Genomic DNA, 18435 nt, shown 5'->3' on the forward strand with positions numbered 1-18435 from the left:
ATACTTTATCCAACTCAATACCCTTTTCTGCTATTACCTTATATAATATTTGGTAAAGAGGCAGTGCATAAAAAAATGAACATCCTTGTCTTTAATTTATCCTTGTGCATTTTTCTATTAGAATTTTCGGGTTGTTTTGATTTTATAAATAGCTTAAGTGAATATCAATCTTATATCTAACATTTACGATATAATTATTTAAATTTCGAAAAATCGGAAAAAACCATTTATATTAGCAGCTCTATTTAATATAGCTATCAAAGTTACTTGTTAATATCTTAATATTATGACAAAGCGCTTATCCCCCCCCTTAACATAGGAGGACAAAGACACTTCTACCTGAATAATTTAAACTTGCAGCTATCTAATTGTATCATTGAATAAATGAGACTTATGGGCTATATTGAAAAGTCGGAAAAACTAGATTTTCTACTTGAAATAATAAAGAAAGGTAATTGTGGAAATGCTGCCTGTATGGCTGATCCAGAATGTGCTTTATTGTGCATGATTCTTGGCCCGGAGTGCGCAGCATCTGTTGCCATAGGTTGTTATATTTCAGTTAATAATGGAACTGCAGGTCATTGATTATCATTAAATGTGAAATCGGGTGGAGGCTTAACTCCTCCCTAAATTTTGGCCGATTATGATTAGAATCGAAAGCTTATCAAAGTCGTATGGATCGAAGAAGATATTTAGTCAATTATCTTTAGAAGTAAAAAAAGGTACCTTGGTGGTGATTTCTGGTTCAAATGGATGCGGAAAATCAAGCCTGCTTCTTTTAATTGCAGGGTTAACAACAAAGGATTGTGGCAGCATTTCTGTTTGTGGGTCAGACAACCCAATTGATTATAATGCTTTTTGTTCCTATCATTTTTCTGAAAGTATTTATTTTGATAACCGATCCGTTATTACGAACATCAAATTAATAAGCATATTATCCAAAACACCCTTAATAACTTTCATTAAAGAATTAGAAGATTTTGGGGTAATCGATTTAAGGAAAAAAGTTACAGAATTGTCTTCAGGAATGAAGCAAAAAATGAAGATAGCTATTGCTATCTGTAAAAAAGCAGAAGTTTACTTTTTTGATGAACCTACCTCAAACCTTGATGAGCATTCAGTTTTCGTTTTTATTGAAAAGATTAAAACCTTGATAAGAAACGGGTCAACCGTTGTAATAACAAGTCATAATATTGAACATTTTTTGTCTTTAAATCCCAAACATTTAGAATTTAATAACATCGCAAAGTTAAAATAGTATGAGGTACGCGTTCATTAAATATTTTGACAAATCAAAAGTTGTAATATTAATAGTTTATTGCATTTATTTATCATTTACCTTGATTTCAATTTACATACCTTTTAGTTTAGATGTAAAAATGTTTAAAGGTACTTTGACAGACCAGTCGATATCATCCCTCATCTCTATTCTTTCATTTACAATGTCTATATTGATATTATATCAATATACAAATGAGATAAAAGACAATAATTTCAGTTTATATATATGCTATAGCAAGAGCCCAAAATTTGTTTTAACTGACTTTGTCCTGACTTATACTTTATCACTGTTTATATTTATGCCTCCTGGTATATTGTTGGTGGGTGGATTACACACAATAACCAATACTGAATATTTATCGTCATACACCATTCTTGAGATAATGTATTCTGGCATAACGAGTACTTTTTTTTATTCCTTGCTTTCATTCCTTTTATGCTTCATCATTGAAAAATACCTTGTCTCATTCATACTTATTGTAATTATTAAAGTGATTGAAAATATTGTATACTTAAGATACTTCATCAAAACATCTGAGGATATTATTTTATATCTTCCTTTAAATGGAATAACAAAAGTCAAGTATTTTCATCAACATATGGAGTGCATATTGCCCTTAGTTTATATTATAATTATTTCTATATTTTTATACTTAATTGTTATAAAGCATTTCAAAAAACCTGAAATAAGGATAGATAGAGCAGGAATCTAATAATAATGAATTTTAAATTCCATATAAAATCCTGAGCCAATGATAAAGAACCTTCTTGGTTGTGAAGCTGGCATATTATTTAACAATGCTTTTTAAATAAACACCAGCACTTTACTAACTTATTGATTCTATAAAGCTCCTCCCATTTTTCCTGCATGGTTTAAGCACATTTGTATGATCGCATCTTCTCGCAAAGGTGATGATGGCATAAACAGCCTGACAGAATTAACAACTAAACCCCAATAGGTTAATATAGATCCGCCAATTTCATGGCCTTATCCACTTTTATCCCCTTTTCCGTTCTGACTAAAGTGCAGCATTCTGTATATAAATCATGTTCAAAAAACAATACATAGCCTTTGTCAACTGCTTCTTCCAGAAAACTTTCCTTTTCATCTAATGTAATCAGCGGGCGGGTATCGTAACTCATCACCCAGGGCAGGGGTAAGTGGGCCGTGGTTGGCAGCAGGTCGCTGGTAAAAACAATGGTTTTGCCTTTATAACTGATAAGCGGAATTGCCTGTCCTTCAGTATGCCCGTTGTAAAATCGCACTTCAATACCAGGGAATAATTCGCCCGGATAGTCAAAAACCTTTAGTTTTCCGCTTTCTTCAATAGGCCTGATATTTTCTTTCAGAAATGAAGCACTTTCGCGTCGGTTGGCATGCATGGCCCATTCCCATTGTGATGCACTAATCCAGTATGTTGCATTAGGGAATGTTGGCTCAAACCCACTCCGGTCAGAATTGTATTTTACACTTCCTCCGGCATGATCAAAATGCAGGTGTGTAAGAAACATATCCGTAATATCTTCAGGCTTGTAACCCACGGCAGCCAATGATTTAAGCAGAGTATCGTCACCGTTAAGGTTGTAATGACTGAAAAATTTCTCACTCTGCTTATCGCCAATGCCATTGTTGATCAGGATTTTACGGTCTCCATTAACCACCAGCAGGCAGCGCATTGCCAGGTTAATCAGGTTGTTTTCATCGGCAGGGTAGTGTTTACTCCATAATGATTTTGGAACCACACCAAACATAGCTCCGCCATCAAGTTTCAGATTTCCTGTCGGAATTGCAAATAGTTGCATAATTTAATACTTTAGCCTGATTAACAAGCGTAAGGGTGGTTTTGTTGAAATTTTAAGAACATAACAGGCAACATCATGAAGAGGTTAAGGATTGGAATATTTTTGCTGATTTTGAGTTTTACGGCCTCTGCGCAACATTATTTTGAAACACAGGAAGCAAAGCTGAAGCGATGTATTGTGCTGATGAATCCTACGATTAATAATCTGAAAACGATGTTCTTTCTTATTGATAACCGGATTTTTGATTTACCAGATCATTACAATCTTGTAGGGTTTTATCATCAGGCACAGGCCTATGATTTTAATCAATCGCTCGATTTTATCGTTGCTTCAGGCCGGAGTAATGTGTTTTTGCAGGTTTGTGAAGATAATACCGGACCCGCTGTTTATGGCGATAACCCTTGCAGCGATGATTTTCGGGTTGTTTTTACCGGCTCTGACGGTGTTGTTTTTTTTGGCGGACCTGACATCCCTCCCGTTTTGTACGGAAGTAAAACAAATCTCCTTACTGTTGTTTCAGATTATTACCGTCATACTTTTGAGGCTTCGTTTTTGTTTCATCTGCTAGGCGGTTATCAGAGCGAAAGTGTACCGTTGCTCGAACAAAAACCGGAATACAAAATTCTGGGCATTTGTTTGGGAATGCAAACCATAAATGTAGCTACCGGAGGAACGCTGATACAGGATATACCGACCGAAATTTACCATCAAAAAACAGTTGATGAAGTACTGGCCGCCGCTGAAGATAGCCGCCACAGAAATTACTATACAAATTACGGCACCGACGAAGAACTAATTTGGGGCCATTTTCACAAAATTAGTATAACTGCTTCCGGCCGGCTTCAATCAATTCTGAATGGCTCTGATAGCCTGCCTTTTGTGCTGAGCAGTCATCATCAGGGAGCCGACCGGCTGGGTAAGGGGCTTTTGGTCGCAGCTACCAGCACTGACGGTAAAATTGTGGAAGCCCTGATACATGACCGGTATCCGAATGTGCTCGGGGTGCAGTTTCATCCGGAACCGATGTTTCTTTATCAACAGGATTACACATTCAAAAGTGTACCAAATCAGACCGAACCGGACACATATATTGGCCTTTATGGAGGTGAAAAAGGTGAAACATTTAACAGGAATATCTGGAAATGGTTGGCAGATGGTTTATGGCAGGAATGATAAAGCTCAAAGTAAACCAGCGGTTTTCGGCTATGAGTGGTGTTGTAATTGAAAACACATCAAAGCATGAAAACAGTTTACCCTGAGCTTTATACCCCGAAGCTAAAGAAGCTAGTTATTTATATTCTTTCACTTCAACTTCACCATTAAGCACCATAAGGCCATTGATAGCCAGTGCGCGCATTTCATCTTCACCCGGATAAACATGCACGGGAGCGATTTTGTAAACGCGTTCAATTATTTGGTTAACGAACCATTTGCCGTGTGCAATACCACCTGTAATAAGGATGCCATCTACTTCGCCTTTCAAAACGGTGCTCATGGCTCCTATAGCTTTGGCAACCTGATAGGCCATGGCTTCGAAAATAAATTTAGCATATTCATCGCCGGCTTCAGCGCGTTTTTCAACTTCATACGCACTGTTGGTTCCCAGAAAAGCAGTCATTCCACCTTTGCCTTTGATCATCTGCAGAATTTCCTTTTGTGTGAATTTTCCGCTGAAGCAGGTGCGTACCAAATCTGCTGACGGGAGAGTACCACTGCGTTCGGGTGAAAACGGGCCTTCGCCGTCGAGTGCCTGGTTTACATCTACTACCATCCCTTTTTTATGAGCTCCAACGCTGATTCCTCCACCAAGATGCACCACAATCAGATTTAAATCCTCATACCTGCGCATGATCGATTTGGCATGCTGGCGGGCTGTGGCTTTCTGGTTGAGTGCATGAAAAATAGATTTGCGTTCAAATTCAGGGTGACCTGAAATGCGGGCAAGAGGTTCCAGTTCATCAACCACTACTGGGTCGGCAATAAATGCACGTGCATTGGGCAGGCTTTTGGCGATGTCATCGGCAATAAATCCACCAAGGTTGCTGGCATGCTCGCCCATCGGACTGTTGGCCATATCAGCTTTCATGGCTTCGTTTACTTCGTATACGCCTGATGGAATGGGCTTTGTAAGTCCTCCACGTCCAACTACAGCGCGTATATTCTCCAGCTCAATTCCGGCTTCCTCCAGTTGTTTATATATAATTTCTTTACGAAATGCGTATTGGTCAGTTACTTTCTCGAATTTGGAAAGTTCGTCAGTTGAATGCGTAATGGTGCGGACAAAAATCGGGTTGGCGCCACTGAAAACAGCAATTTTTGTGGACGTTGATCCCGGATTGATAGCCAGTATGCGGAGTTCTTCCATTTTTCTGTTGTCTTTTAATTGGTTGATTACTTCGCAATCATTGCTGCCAGGGCAATGCTGTACAATTTGGTCTGGGCACTGTCGCCACGTGATGATAAAACACATGGAACACGTGCTCCGGCAACAAATGCCCCGAGCTCAGCTCCGGCCAGTTTGGTGTTGGTTTTATAAAATACGTTTCCGGCTTCAATATTCGGAAATAGCAGACAGTCGGCGTCTCCGGCTACCGGGCCGCTTAGTTTCTTGATTTCAGCCGATTCTTTATCAATGGCAGCATCCAGCGCAAGCGGACCGTCAACATATGCACCGTTTATCTGACCACGGTCAGCCATTTTTGAAAGCAATGCAGCATCAACACATGAAGGCATGCCGGCAAGAACCTGCTCAGAAGCTGTAATAACAGCTACCTTGGGTTTTTCAATTCCCAGGGCTTTGGCCGTATTAACCAAATAGTTGAGGATGGCAATTTTTTGTTTGAATTCAGGCAATGGGATAATAGCAACATCACCAACTATCAGAAGTTTGTGGTAAAGCGGGTTTTCCATAACCGTAACGTGGCTCAATACTGCTCCCGGATCCATCAAGCCTGTTTCTTTATTCAGAATGGCTCTCATGTATTTATCGGTGCTCACCAAACCCTTCATCAGAAGGTCTCCCTCGCCACTGTTTACCAGTTTAACGGCTACTGCTGCAGCTTTGGCTTCATTGGGTTCGTGTACAAGTCTGAATTTTCCGGCATCTACGCCTAACTCAGTACATACTTTGCGCATGGTTTGTTCATCACCTACAAGTATTCCATCAATAATTCCCTTATCTACTGCTTCGCTTACAGCTTCAATGGTATGTGAATCATTGGCATACGCTGCTACAAGCCTCTTTTTTGTTTTTGATTTAAGGACCTCAAACATTTGGTCCAGTTTAGTAATTGCCATTTTTCCTCCGAAATGTGATTGTGGTTGGTTTTATAAATATCTTGATTATGCGATACTTGCATTTGAATTATGGCTGCAAAATTATTAATTCTGATTTAATTACCCATAAAATAAGTAAAACACGCAAAAATTATCAAACAGTGATTTATCAAACAAGGGTTTAGGTTAGTGTAAAATTTTGTATGTAGCTGTAAAACAGTATTTAATGCTTGTTTTTCTCTTTTTTGTGTGATTGAATTGAAAAGCCTTTCTGAGCTGATTGAAATACCCGGCCAGGTTCTTTATTATTCTGAAAGGATATTTAAGTATAAAGCTCTCTTTCCTTTCATTAATATCTGCTTCCGGGTCACTCTACTCAGGTATTTTTCATCAGCTTACACTTTGAATCATGAGGTTATGTTTTTTAATTTTTGTAATATTAACATGATGCATAAGTTACTATGCAGCATAAATAATAACTTTGTTGCCTATAAATTTCTGTTATGAACAGACGTCTGCTTTTACTTATGCCGGTTATCTCTGGTTTGCTGCTGGCAAGTGCCTGGCCAGCCCGCGGGTTTCCTCCTTTTCTGTTTATCGGTCTTGTGCCTTTGCTTTTTATTGAAGATCATTTGTTGAAAAACAGGCAAAAGCACGGAACATTTTATGTTTTTTTCAGCGTTTTCCCTGCTTTTACTATCTGGAACGCACTGACAACGTGGTGGATATATAATTCTACCCTGTTTGGTGCAGTAGTGGCAACATTGGTTAATGCTATTTGTATGTCGCTGGTTTTCTGGTTATTTCATTTTATACGGCGCAACCTTAAAAATCCTGAGCATGGTTATCTGAGCCTGATTTTTATTTGGATTTCATTCGAGTTTTTGCATCATCACTGGGATTTAAACTGGCCATGGATGAGTTTGGGTAACGGTTTTTCGGCATGGCCTTCGTGGATGCAGTGGTATGAGTATACGGGTATGTTTGGCGGCTCTTTGTGGATATTGCTTGTCAATATTTTGGTATTTAAAATGTTGAAAAAGTGGATGGAAGGTTCTTACCGGAAATGGCCTGTCAGACAATCACTTGAAATTGCCGCTGTTGTTATTGTTCCTGCAATCGTATCTATTACCATGTATTACACCTACACCGAAAAGTATGCTCCGGTTGATGTAGTGGTAGTGCAGCCTAACATCGACCCGTATGAAGAGCAATATGAGCTGCCTGCCATTCAGGTCATCGAAAATGCCTCAAAACTGGCTGAAACTAAAGCCGATAGCCTCACCGATTTTATTGTTTTTCCTGAATCCATGGTGCAGCCCGACTGGTCATCCGGACAGATGATATGGGAAAACGACATTGACGGCAATCCGACAATTCTATACTTTCGCGAGCGTTTGATTAGCAAATTTCCTAAAGCAGGACTGGTGGTTGGCTATTCAACCTACCGCTCTTATGCCGAAGGTGAGCCTGTGAGTAAAACTGCCCGTGAATTTCGCAATGGCGGGGGGTATTATGATGCTTTTAATACAGCGCTGCTCATTCGCAAAACACCTGATTTACAACGTACGCATAAATCAAAACTTACACCAGGTGTTGAACTTATGCCTTTCCCCTGGCTACTGAAGCCTTTGGGTGATTTTGCCCTTGATCTCGGCGGAACCGTTGGCCAGTTGGGGATTGATGCTGAACGCACGCCTCTCACTATCAACGATACGTTAAAAATTGCTCCTGTTATCTGTTACGAATCGGCCTATGGCGAATTTGTGGCCGGTTTTGTCCGCAACGGTGCCAATATGATTTTTGTGATAACCAACGACGGCTGGTGGGGAAACACGGCAGGTCACCGGCAGCACATGCTGTTCTCATCAGTAAGAGCTGTTGAAACGCGCCGCAGCATTGCCCGCTCGGCCAATACGGGCACCTCCTGTTTTGTAAACCAGCGGGGCGATGTGTTTCAGGCTACAAAGTACTGGGAGCCGGCCGCAATCCGTCAGAAATTGAACGCCAACGATAAAGTGACCTTCTATGTAAAGTACGGTGATTATATTGCCCGTGCATCGGTGCTGGGGATGATTTTATTCCTGCTGATTGCCATAAGCCACAGATTGCAAAGAAGAAGAGGGGTGTAGTTTTCAGTTTACCCGACAATAACTGGCCACTGTTAGTAGCTCAGAATTTTTGATTTGCGCCCAATCAGTGAATAGTTCCAATCAGCAGAATTGCAATTTACATAAAATCAATCTGTTGATTGACAAATATTTCCGCTTGTTTTATTGAGGTTGCCATTGCAAACCGGCAACAGGGTTTTTTACTTTGCTGTATTATTTCCAGTAGTATTTGCTGTTTGACAGAAGTCCTTCATTTTTATTATTTGAGCTTTCATGTGCAAGCGTTAGAAAACTATTTGTGCAATCGTTTGCAAAAAATCCTCCACATCGATATAAATATATAAATGAATATGTTATTTTAGCGCCATTATCCTCGTTTGTTTGTTTAAAGTGAGGCTTTTGACTATTTGTTTTTATATAATCTCAAGCAATAAGTACTTTTTTAAGTACATTTAAAGAAGTATTTACTGTAGGAAAGTTAAATCAGATTTATCAGAAATAATAAAACCAGGCATTATGAACTTTGAGTTTACCGAAGAACAGCTGATGATTCAGCAATCCGCCCGTGAATATGCACAGCGCGAACTGATTAAAGATGTAATAGAGCGCGATACTCATGCCATTTATCCGACCGAACACGTTAAAGCGTTGTCGGAACTGGGTTTTATGGGTATGCTTGTCGATCCGAAATACGATGGCGGTGGGATGGATACAGTCTCTTACGTTTTGGCCATGGAGGAGATTTCCAAGGTGGATTCATCGGTCAGCGTAATTATGTCGGTGAATAATTCGCTGGTTTGTTATGGTATTGAAAAGTTTGGCTCGGAAGACCAGAAAGAAAAATTTTTAAAGCCACTAGCCAGGGGCGAAAAAATTGGCGCTTTTCTTCTGTCAGAACCCGAAGCTGGTTCTGATGCTACTTCGCAGCGTACCACGGCCGAAGACAAAGGCGATCATTATTTGCTGAATGGCACAAAAAACTGGATAACCAATGGCCATACAGCCGGCACTTACCTTGTGATTGCACAAACCCATCCTGAAAAAGGACATAAAGGAATTAATGTGTTGATTGTAGACCGGCATTCGCCCGGCATTACCGTGGGGCCTCATGAAGATAAAATGGGAATGCGCAGTTCTGATACTCATTCGGTTATGTTCAACGATGTGAAAGTGCCCAGGGAAAACCGCATTGGCGAAGATGGATTTGGATTTAAGTTTGCCATGAAAACCCTTGAAGGAGGACGCATTGGAATTGCGGCCCAGGCTTTGGGTATTGCATCAGGGGCTTTTGAAAGATCTGTGAAGTATGCCAAGGAGAGGAAAGCTTTCGGAACCGAAATTGCCAACCATCAGTCAGTTGCATTTAAGCTGGCCGATATGGCGGTTAAGATTGAAAATGCGCGAAACCTCTGCCTGAAAGCTGCCTGGCTGAAAGATCAGGGAAAGCCCTACGGATATGCCAGTGCCATGGCAAAATATTATTCAGCTGAAATTGCAATGGAAGTTACTACACAGGCGGTGCAGATTCATGGTGGTTATGGTTATGTGAAGGAATATCATGTGGAGCGCCTGATGCGTGAAGCAAAACTCACCCAGATTTACGAAGGCACTTCCGAAATCCAGCAGATAGTAATTTCAAGGCAGTTGCTGAATGAATTTTAATTTTATCAGATTTGGTTTGGCCGTGTATGAGCAGGCCTGACCATGAGAACCGCTATATAAATAAACGCCAGAGCCCTGAATGTTAAGTTCAGGGCTCTGGCGTTTAAATGAGCAAAACAGCAGAAAAAGAGTGCTATTTTACAAATTTACGTTGAATTGGTTCGCGGCCTTCAGTGCTGACTCTGAGTATATAAGCGCCCTTTTTAAGCGAACCAACGGCTACATTTATACGTTCATTGCCAGTGTTTAGTTCCAGTTTTTCGTTGACAACAATCCGGCCCTGCAAATCCAGAATTTCAACGATGGCATTTGCTGATACGGGATTCATCACATCAAGATAAAGTGTTTCCCCTGCAGGATTCGGGTAAGGATTTCCGGCCTGAAGACCCGGCAATTCAGGTTCACTGGCCCCAAGTGCATAAATTTCGGTTGAAGAAACCACGAAGCTTACACTTGCATTGGCGGCTCCTTCAATCAGAGTTATCATTGTTGTTTCTGTATTCTTGCCGGTCATTTCAGCATGTACGGTATATTCACCCAAAGGCAGGTTATGGAATGCAAACATTCCCTCGTTATCGGAGAAAGTGCAGGCTACGGGCTGTCCGTTACTGTTGAAAAGAACAATTTCAACATCAGCAGCCGGTGTGCCTCCCGATTTAAACGAACCCGCCCAGTTAATGGTGCCGGTAATACTGGCATCACCCTGATTCCAGTTCGTATAAGTAACCAAACTGATGGGATACCATGCATTGGGTTCACCGGTGGTAACAATGGTTGCTCCCTGCCAGGTAAGTGAGTTTGTGTAGTAGGTTGGCAGATATTCAATTGAACCGTTTGAACCCGGAATCAACATCGCATACAAGTAGTATGACCCGGCAGGGATGCCGCCAAAGTTATAAAAGCCGGCTGAATCAATTACAGTAAAGTCGGTGTATGCATTATTGGCACCGATTAAAAGTACAATTCCCTCTGAAGCCGGAATGTTTCCTGCCAGTACTATACCTGACAGGGAATTGTTGCCGGGCATTTCACCCGCATATATTTCCATGCAATAGGAACTCTGACACATGCCTGTCGAATCATGAATGGTAAGGCAAACGGTATAAACACCTTCAGTGGCATAAGTATGCATTGGATTGGCTTCAGTTGATGATAAACCATCGCCAAATGACCACAGCTGACTGGTATAACCTGGCGCCGAGGTGTTGATAAACTGGTAGTTAAGTGAAGTAGGCAATGAATCGGCCGGGAATGCCATAAAAGAGGCCTCACAACCAGGCTGAATTAAATCTATCCAGATTTCCTGGCAGGTTTGATCCCAGCAATTGCTCAGGCTATCGCCGATTGTTAAACAGGCTATATAAATGCCCGGGCTTGCATACATGTGAACCGGATTGGCTTCAGTTGACTGCATTCCATCTCCAAAATCCCACATTCTGAAATTGTGTTCACCAGGTGTAAGATCTGCAAAATAGTAAACATAACCAGTTGAATCAGAAGTGGCTGACATGATGGCTTCGCACCCCGGATTTCCTCCGCCGGTAAAAATCAGCTGGCAGGTGGTTGCCACGCACGAGTCATTCAATAGAGCACCAGCAACAGTCGTAAGACAAACATTGTAAGGGAAGTCTGCATTCTGGAATGTATGACTAACCTGTTGGCCATTTGCTGATGAACCATCGCCAAAATCCCAGAAATAGTCTGCTTCTGCCCCCGAAAGAAGGTATCCGGCAAAGTTGAAAGTACTTCCATCGTTGCTGATAGCTTCAAAGTAATTTTCGCAGGGTGAAGGATTATAAATAAAAACATCCTGACATGAAATGGCTGTACATTGCAGGCTGTCGCCGTTGGTTCCAGTGGTTGTCAGGCAAACATGATAAATGGTGTTGGGGTCTGTATATAAATGTGTAACTACCTGACCGCTGCCGGTTGTGCCATCGCCAAAATCCCATGTCCATGCATCGGTTTGAACATTCAATGCCCAACCCTCAAAAGTTAAAGCACCTGCAGAGTCAGGATAGTAGGAGAAAAAGTTTACACATGAATCGGGCAATATAAATCCTGCTTCAACAGGTATACAAAAGCTGCTGCTGCAGGCACTGTCGTTGCTGCTGATGTACAGGCAGGTATTGTATAATCCCTGTTCAATGTAAGTGTGGGTAGGATTTTGCTCTGTTGAAGTGTTCCCGTCGCCAAAATTCCAGAACCAGTTATCGATTGATGCTCCCGGAGCTGTGCTGCTTTCATCAATAAAACTGAAGGTGAGCATATCGTTTGAAGCGGGAATAAATCTGAAAGCAGAAACACATGATGATGAAGAATTTCCACAAATATTAAAATCGAGTACTATTTGCTGAATGCCCGGATAAAATGCCGCTGAAGCGGATATAATGCTACCATTGCAATCATAGGTATAAACCATGATTAGACCTTGAGTGGCTATGGAAGCATAGGGGATTGAGTCAGTGTAAAATCCCGATTCATTGGTGGTTACCTGATTAAAATAACCCGGCGAATTGAGGCTGTCGATGACAATAAACATGGGTTGGCCAGCCATGGGAGATCCGTTTTCCTGATGGGTAACCATTCCCGATAGTACCATAAATGGCTGTTGGGCTGCCGCATATGCAAACAAAGCCAGTACCATTACCCAGGTAGTGAGTAGTTTTTTCATTGGTGTCCTTTCTTAATAGTTTCGATAAAAGTGTTGTTTATAAAAAGAAGACACGCAAAAATTAAATGGTTGCCTTATTCGGCCAGGAACAGCCCCGAAATTTTTTATCCCAATTCAAAACTTGTAACGCTGTAAACCTTTTCTGATTCAGTTTCGGGGAAACGGCCTGTGTACATTCTTGCGGTTTCAAAAACCTTCTGCATGCCAGTTTTTGCAACCATATTCAGGGCCTCGTGGTTATATTCCGGCACATCAATATAAAAATCGGTTCCGGTCGCCAGCTGGTTGAGTGCATAATGCAAAAGGCTTTCGGCTATTTCAGGTGAGTTGGCAAACAGAGGGCCTGTTTTATATCCCGATCTGCATCTGCGCAATACAATATATCCCTTGATTTGGTTATGCTCAACAAAAGTATATGCGTGGCTTTCGGGTTGAAACAGCCACTTTTTTAAAAACTGCTGCCTCACAGCCGGAAATATTTTTGCATCATATTGCAGAATGGCTGGGAAATTTTGCTGATTGATTGGATTTATATGATTGCTTTTAAAGGTATTTTTTTCACTTTTCCCTTTGTAACGGATGTTTCTGTAAGCTAAGCTGAATCCCGATTTTTTGTAATTTTCCTGCTGGTCAACCACGCCATCGAGGCCGATATTTGCTGAACCGGCATACGCGATGGCTTTTTCCCAAATCTCATAGCCATAACCGCAACCCCTGAATTCGGGCCGAACTATGTAGAAACCCAGAAATGCAAAACCGGGGTTGTATTTTACTACAGAGATACAGGAAACAGGCTTATCATCTAAAAACCCGATGAAGAAACCATGAGGGTCTGCTGAATAAAAGCTTTCGGAGTCATAAAGACCTGGATTCCAGCCCTCACTGTCAGCCCACTCCAACATGATCTGTTCTGTTTCAGCTTGGCTTGCCTGCCTGATTATCTGTTCTTTATGTGTTGTTTTCATCTCCAGCTGATTCATTAGCTAAATATAGCAATAATAGCTAACCTGACGATTTATCCGGTTGGGGAATCAGCTTATTTTTTCAGTAAACGAACGGTTGAGTAATCTCCGGGGATTTCAGTGGTACACATGATTAAATATAATCCGGAGGTGAGATTTTGGGTGTTATAGCTGAGGCTGTTGTCACCAGGCTGAAGCCTGATGCTGAGTTCTGAAACGACTGAGCCGCTTGCCGAAACAATTTTCAGATTGCAGGTTTCAGCTCTCAGTGTGCCAAGGTAAATGGTAATTTGATCTGTAGCGGGGTTGGGCGAAACAGCCAGTTTCAGATGGCTGTTTTCTTCAATTTCCTCAATGCCATAAATGCCCGATGCCGAAATCTCCACTTGTTGAAGCAATGCATTCATGTTGTTTTCCGATAAGGATACCGGAAGTGAACTACTGAAAAATCCGGCTATTTCGGCAACGATGGTGTAATTGCCATATGCTAAATTTGCAAATGAGAATGTGCCGTTTATATCGGTATAGGTCATACCGGCCACATTTCCTGCCGTTTTCAGAAAAACGAGCCTGTTGCTCAAATCGGTGATTGAATTGTCTATACAAACCAGGTTTCCATGAATACTTCCGCTGCCGTAAACATTATCAGGCAGCTGCTGCATATGCAGATTTGCTTCAAACAAGTCGATTCCTGAAAGCTGAACGATTTGTGCTTCCTGCCAGAATGGCGTTTCACCTGAATAAGCCGGAATATAATTGTTAAAGGCGCTGGATGTTTTTGTTAAAGCTGCATGTACTATATATTGGCCTTCAGGCACATCAAGAAAGTAGTAGTACCCGTATTCATGAAAATAACCCGAGGCAACCTGGCAGAGATGATTTCCCGATTTTCTGTACAAACTTACCAGTGCTGTATCGCCTGTATTGACAGGGTTGTTTATAGGAAAATTTCCTGCAAATATCTGGCCTCCCAGATGGCTATAGGCCGGTGTGGTGATGGTTTTGCATATGGTGCTTGTGCAAAAGCCGCCAGGGTCCTGCCCGCTGATGGTCAGGCAAACTTCGTAACTTCCACTTTCGCTGAAAGTTACTTCAGGGTTTTGAGCAAATGAAATCATGCCATTGCCAAAATCCCAAAACCAGCTGCTGATGTTATTTCCTTCAGACGCATCGTTAAACCAGTAATGATTCACATTTCCGGGAATTGAATCTAAATGGAAATTGAAGTTTGCCTGGCAGCCAGCGATGGTATCACCTACCATGATATTTTTGCAAATAACATCCTGACAATTGGTGTAATTGCTGATGATGACGAGGCAAACCTGATAAGTGCCGGCCTGCTGCCAGGTGTGAACAGGGTGTGTTTCATTTGAAAAAGGGGAGCCATCACCAAAATCCCAGATGGTCTGATCAAAGTTGCCGGTTGAAAGATTGGTGAAAGCAACTGTTAAATCCTGCAGGTTTTCATAAGTGTAATTGGCCTGGCAAACAGCAATGCTGTCGTTAACAGATATGGTGTAGCACGTGGTGCTTTCGCATTGGGTGTTGCTGTTCAGAATGGTTAAGCATACCGGAAAATAGCCCGACTGCGGCCAAATATGTACCGGGTTGGATTGTGTAGAAAAGGTACTGTCACCAAAATCCCAGAAGTATTGATCAGGCGAGCCTGTGGAAATATTGTTGAATTCAGTTGCAAAATCAGCCGTGTTCCAGGTAAAATCAGCATGGCAGCTTCCTGTAGAGTCAATCAGTATATCTTCACAGTAGGTGTTGACGCAATTGTTCAGACTGTCGGTCATAGTTAAACATACTGTATAAACCCCTGCTTGTTGAAATTCATGTGTTTCTTCAAATTCAGGGGAATCTGTTCCGTCGCCAAAATCCCAAAACCATGTGGTGGTATTGCTCACCGGATAACTCATATTGGCAAAGTAAACCAGTTGAGGGTTAAGTGGATCATAAAAATAATGAAAACCAGCCAGGCAGTTTGTTGCGATGGTACAGATTTCAAAATCGGCCCGTATCTGAAAGGCACTGTCGGTCGGAAATGTGCGGATTACAGGTTGTTCATTGCAATCGAACACCATCACCATCAGATTGGTTGCGGTATCGCTGGTGTTGTAGTGAAACTGCACGGCGTAATATCCGTTGGTGTCTGTTGTGGATATGGTGGGCTGTGAACCATCTTCAGTTCCGATAATCACCTCTTTGTACGATACCGGTGAGCCGTTTTCAATCGATAAAACAAATCCTTCAATAAAAACGGTTTGTTGTGCCGACACAAATGTTGAAATGAGTGAAAGCAATGTCAGAGACAGTATATTCCTAAGTTTCTTCATCTTCATGCATTTTTAAAACCGGTAAAGCAGGCCGGCTTTGATTCCGATGCTTTGAGGTTTTGTACGGTTATTTTGGTAAACAGGGCGCAGATAACTTTTATAAGTGGGTTCGGCCGTAAAAGTAAACCGGCGTGAGAGGTGCAATCCCATGCTCAGCCCTGCGGCAATTTGCCAGTTAGTCGAAATCCTGTCAGGGCTCAGGCTTTCAATAGATTGAAGGTTGGCTCCTTCTTGATGGAAGCTTACTGAAGGTTTATTTTCATTCAGCATCACTGAGAAAACCGGACCTGCTTTGAGGCTAACGGTAATCAGGCGATTACTGTAAATATGGTAGCCAATGGCGAATGGAATCTGCAGGTATGTGTAGCGGTTAAGGGTACTGGTTTCAAGATTGTGATCAATAGAATCAAATACACCGGTTGCTTCAGTGTTGAATTGAATTGTACCCGGATTGCTGGGGTTAGGACTAAATGAAATCACCCTGTTGTAAAAGCCAATACTGTCGAAAGAATTGTAATTGACCATAAAACGTCCGTTATCATCACTCAGGCAATACGCTGCACCGGTTTCAAAAAGCCAGGGTCCTGAAGAAGTTAAAAAGCTAAACCCAATAGCCTTGCTTTGTTTTTTAAAACCCTTGCCATAGTCAATAAGATCAAAAGCTGCATAAATACTGCCGATAACAGGTAAGCGCAGGCTTTTGGGTAAAGCCGGTTTTTGCGAAATTTTTAACCGCATGCTGAAATCCGATGCAGCATTTGCCGGTGCGAAAAATGCGGGTTGTGTACTGAGCCAGTTTAAGAAATCGCGGCGAAGGTTTTCAAGGCTTTGTTTATTTTGAAAAATCTGAGGTGAACCGTCAGAGGATGTGATGTTGTTTTCGTGAAGCGTATTACCGATGGCTGCCATGCTGCCTTCAGAAGTTTTTAAAGTTTTATTGGCCACTGTATGTGCCGCAGATTCAATAGATGGTTTGAATTTTATCAATGTTTCCGGTATGTTTACAATTGGTTGGGCAGATGTGGTCGTAGCAATTGTTTTGTCAGATTTATGGCTTTTGTTCAATTCCTCTGTTACATAGGGTGTAGATTGCCATTCCTCAGATTGCTGATTGGATTCCGGAAGCACTTGTTTATGAGCAGTTTGAGCAGAAAAATACCAAAGCACGGCTAAGCCTGATATTACAACGGCCGAAATTACAGCAATCATCCAGTAGGTTGAAGCAGAACCAGAAGTTTTCATTGTTTTTCCGGAGGGGGGGGAGGCTGCGTCAATCCGGCTCCAAAGCTCAGGCGGAGGTGTTGGGCTGTAATTGCCCAAACTATCGCTGAAAAGCTTATCAATATTTTTTCGTTCGTCTTTCATGACTTCACGCTTATATTTTGGGTGGCCATTTCGGCTTGAACCATTGCTCTTAATTTTTTCCTGGCCTTCATCAGCTGTGTTTTTGAGGTGTTTTCACTGATTTCAAGCATTTCGCCAATTTGCTGGTGAGGCAGGTTTTCAAAGACATACATATTAAAAACCAGGCGGTAACCATCGGGTAGCGATTGAACCATCTGCAACAACTTCTCCTTTGGGATTGCTGCATCAAAAAAGGAAGTCGTTTCTTCCTCAGGCGAAGGTTCCGGCGGCTCGGCGTAGCTGTTCACAAATAAGTGCTTCAGGTTATCACGCCTGAAATTGATCGCCTGGTTTATCACCAGTCTTTTTAACCAGCCTTCCAGTGAGCCTTTAAATTCAAAAGATTCCAGTTTTGTAAATATTTTTATAAATGCTTCCTGCAACAGGTCTTCCGCCTCGGCCCGGTTGCGGGTGTAACGAAGACAAATACCAAAAAGTACCCCCGAAAACCGTTGGTACAATTCGTACTGTGCCTGTTTATTACCTGATAAACAGTCTTTTACTAATTTGTCGTCATTCCGCATCCATTCCTTTATGTTAAGGAAGACACAAAAATACAGGTTGGGTTGCCTGCTGATGTAAAATATCAAAATAAATTATTGGACTTCAAGAAACAATGCGATTAATTGTAGGGACACGACATTTCGTGCCCCTACTTATAAACTTCCATTTGCTCATCTGAAATTGTCAGACAACCCTAAATATATTAATTTTCAATTTCAGCCAAACGGGCACAATATTGTTGTTATATTTGTGTTCTTAAATTAAAAATAATTGAATACTTGAAATATAATATGCAATATATATATGAATTTTACGAAGACCGGTTCAAGCCGCCTTAGTTAAGCAGATTCAAGCGGACATTAATAAATACTTTTATCAACAATAAATTACTATCATGAAACCCACATGAATTGCGTTCG

At 41.4% G+C, this 18435-nt stretch carries 13 protein-coding genes; 5 read left to right on the forward strand and 8 right to left on the reverse strand.

What is annotated here, in order from left to right; translation table 11 throughout:
- Nucleotides 1-393: 393 nt before the first annotated feature.
- Together H6541_02895 and H6541_02900 are read left to right on the forward strand one after the other, a co-directional pair.
- Nucleotides 394-585, forward strand: coding sequence for a hypothetical protein (locus tag H6541_02895; GenBank protein ID MCB9014716.1), 192 nt, complete (start codon nt 394-396; stop codon nt 583-585).
- 58 nt (nt 586-643) lie between these two features.
- On the forward strand, nt 644-1258 hold the full coding sequence (locus H6541_02900) for an ABC transporter ATP-binding protein (protein ID MCB9014717.1): 615 nt from the start codon (nt 644-646) through the stop codon (nt 1256-1258).
- A gap of 983 nt (nt 1259-2241) precedes the next feature.
- Here the strand turns inward: H6541_02900 and H6541_02905 are convergent.
- Entirely contained in the window at nt 2242-3084 is an 843-nt protein-coding gene (locus H6541_02905) for an MBL fold metallo-hydrolase (protein MCB9014718.1), read from the reverse strand.
- Between the two features lie 75 nt (nt 3085-3159).
- Between H6541_02905 and H6541_02910 the strand changes: the two genes are divergently transcribed.
- On the forward strand, nt 3160-4257 hold the full coding sequence (locus H6541_02910; protein ID MCB9014719.1) for a gamma-glutamyl-gamma-aminobutyrate hydrolase family protein: 1098 nt from the start codon (nt 3160-3162) through the stop codon (nt 4255-4257).
- Nucleotides 4258-4372: 115 nt separating this feature from the next.
- Here the strand turns inward: H6541_02910 and buk are convergent, their stop codons facing one another.
- Together buk and H6541_02920 are read right to left on the reverse strand one after the other, a co-directional pair.
- Nucleotides 4373-5449 carry a butyrate kinase gene (gene buk / locus H6541_02915; GenBank protein MCB9014720.1) on the reverse strand — a complete coding sequence of 359 codons (1077 nt, stop codon included), beginning with the start codon at nt 5447-5449 and terminating at the stop codon, nt 4373-4375.
- 26 nt (nt 5450-5475) lie between these two features.
- The gene (locus H6541_02920) at nt 5476-6381 is read right to left on the reverse strand and encodes a bifunctional enoyl-CoA hydratase/phosphate acetyltransferase (GenBank protein ID MCB9014721.1); all 906 of its coding nucleotides are present in this window, start codon (nt 6379-6381) and stop codon (nt 5476-5478) included.
- Nucleotides 6382-6863: 482 nt separating this feature from the next.
- Between H6541_02920 and lnt the strand changes: the two genes are divergently transcribed.
- Both lnt and H6541_02930 read left to right on the forward strand, forming a co-directional pair.
- Nucleotides 6864-8492 (forward strand): apolipoprotein N-acyltransferase, encoded by a 1629-nt coding sequence (lnt, locus tag H6541_02925; GenBank protein MCB9014722.1) that lies wholly within the window; start codon nt 6864-6866, stop codon nt 8490-8492.
- A gap of 495 nt (nt 8493-8987) precedes the next feature.
- Entirely contained in the window at nt 8988-10133 is a 1146-nt protein-coding gene (locus H6541_02930) for an acyl-CoA dehydrogenase (GenBank protein MCB9014723.1), read from the forward strand.
- A gap of 133 nt (nt 10134-10266) precedes the next feature.
- On the opposite strand, the gene H6541_02935 is transcribed toward H6541_02930, so the two are convergent.
- The 5 genes from H6541_02935 to H6541_02955 all read right to left on the reverse strand — a co-directional run bounded on the left by H6541_02935 (nt 10267) and on the right by H6541_02955 (nt 18036).
- Nucleotides 10267-12807 carry a PKD domain-containing protein gene (locus H6541_02935; protein MCB9014724.1) on the reverse strand — a complete coding sequence of 847 codons (2541 nt, stop codon included), beginning with the start codon at nt 12805-12807 and terminating at the stop codon, nt 10267-10269.
- 104 nt (nt 12808-12911) lie between these two features.
- Nucleotides 12912-13787, reverse strand: a complete 876-nt coding sequence (locus tag H6541_02940; GenBank protein MCB9014725.1) for a GNAT family N-acetyltransferase — start codon at nt 13785-13787, stop codon at nt 12912-12914.
- 56 nt (nt 13788-13843) lie between these two features.
- Nucleotides 13844-16108, reverse strand: coding sequence for a PKD domain-containing protein (locus tag H6541_02945; GenBank protein ID MCB9014726.1), 2265 nt, complete (start codon nt 16106-16108; stop codon nt 13844-13846).
- 12 nt (nt 16109-16120) lie between these two features.
- On the reverse strand, nt 16121-17473 hold the full coding sequence (locus tag H6541_02950; protein MCB9014727.1) for a hypothetical protein: 1353 nt from the start codon (nt 17471-17473) through the stop codon (nt 16121-16123).
- Nucleotides 17470-18036 (reverse strand): sigma-70 family RNA polymerase sigma factor, encoded by a 567-nt coding sequence (locus H6541_02955; GenBank protein MCB9014728.1) that lies wholly within the window; start codon nt 18034-18036, stop codon nt 17470-17472. Before H6541_02955 ends, H6541_02950 begins: the two co-directional genes overlap by 4 nt.
- Between the last annotated feature and the right edge of the window lie 399 nt (nt 18037-18435).

Source organism: Lentimicrobiaceae bacterium (genome assembly GCA_020636745.1).
Lineage (GTDB): Bacteria > Bacteroidota > Bacteroidia > Bacteroidales > Lentimicrobiaceae > Lentimicrobium.

Bases quoted from the DNA above. Each gene is read 5' to 3' on its own strand.
- H6541_02940 (MCB9014725.1), bottom strand. From the start codon at position 13,787: ATGAATCAGCTGGAGATGAAAACAACACATAAAGAACAGATAATCAGG.
- H6541_02935 (MCB9014724.1), bottom strand. From the start codon at position 12,807: ATGAAAAAACTACTCACTACCTGGGTAATGGTACTGGCTTTGTTTGCA.
- H6541_02955 (MCB9014728.1), bottom strand. From the start codon at position 18,036: ATGCGGAATGACGACAAATTAGTAAAAGACTGTTTATCAGGTAATAAA.
- H6541_02900 (MCB9014717.1), top strand. From the start codon at position 644: ATGATTAGAATCGAAAGCTTATCAAAGTCGTATGGATCGAAGAAGATA.
- H6541_02895 (MCB9014716.1), top strand. From the start codon at position 394: ATGGGCTATATTGAAAAGTCGGAAAAACTAGATTTTCTACTTGAAATA.
- H6541_02945 (MCB9014726.1), bottom strand. From the start codon at position 16,108: ATGAAGAAACTTAGGAATATACTGTCTCTGACATTGCTTTCACTCATT.
- buk (MCB9014720.1), bottom strand. From the start codon at position 5,449: ATGGAAGAACTCCGCATACTGGCTATCAATCCGGGATCAACGTCCACA.
- lnt (MCB9014722.1), top strand. From the start codon at position 6,864: ATGAACAGACGTCTGCTTTTACTTATGCCGGTTATCTCTGGTTTGCTG.
- H6541_02905 (MCB9014718.1), bottom strand. From the start codon at position 3,084: ATGCAACTATTTGCAATTCCGACAGGAAATCTGAAACTTGATGGCGGA.
- H6541_02950 (MCB9014727.1), bottom strand. From the start codon at position 17,473: ATGAAAGACGAACGAAAAAATATTGATAAGCTTTTCAGCGATAGTTTG.
- H6541_02920 (MCB9014721.1), bottom strand. From the start codon at position 6,381: ATGGCAATTACTAAACTGGACCAAATGTTTGAGGTCCTTAAATCAAAA.
- H6541_02910 (MCB9014719.1), top strand. From the start codon at position 3,160: ATGAAGAGGTTAAGGATTGGAATATTTTTGCTGATTTTGAGTTTTACG.
- H6541_02930 (MCB9014723.1), top strand. From the start codon at position 8,988: ATGAACTTTGAGTTTACCGAAGAACAGCTGATGATTCAGCAATCCGCC.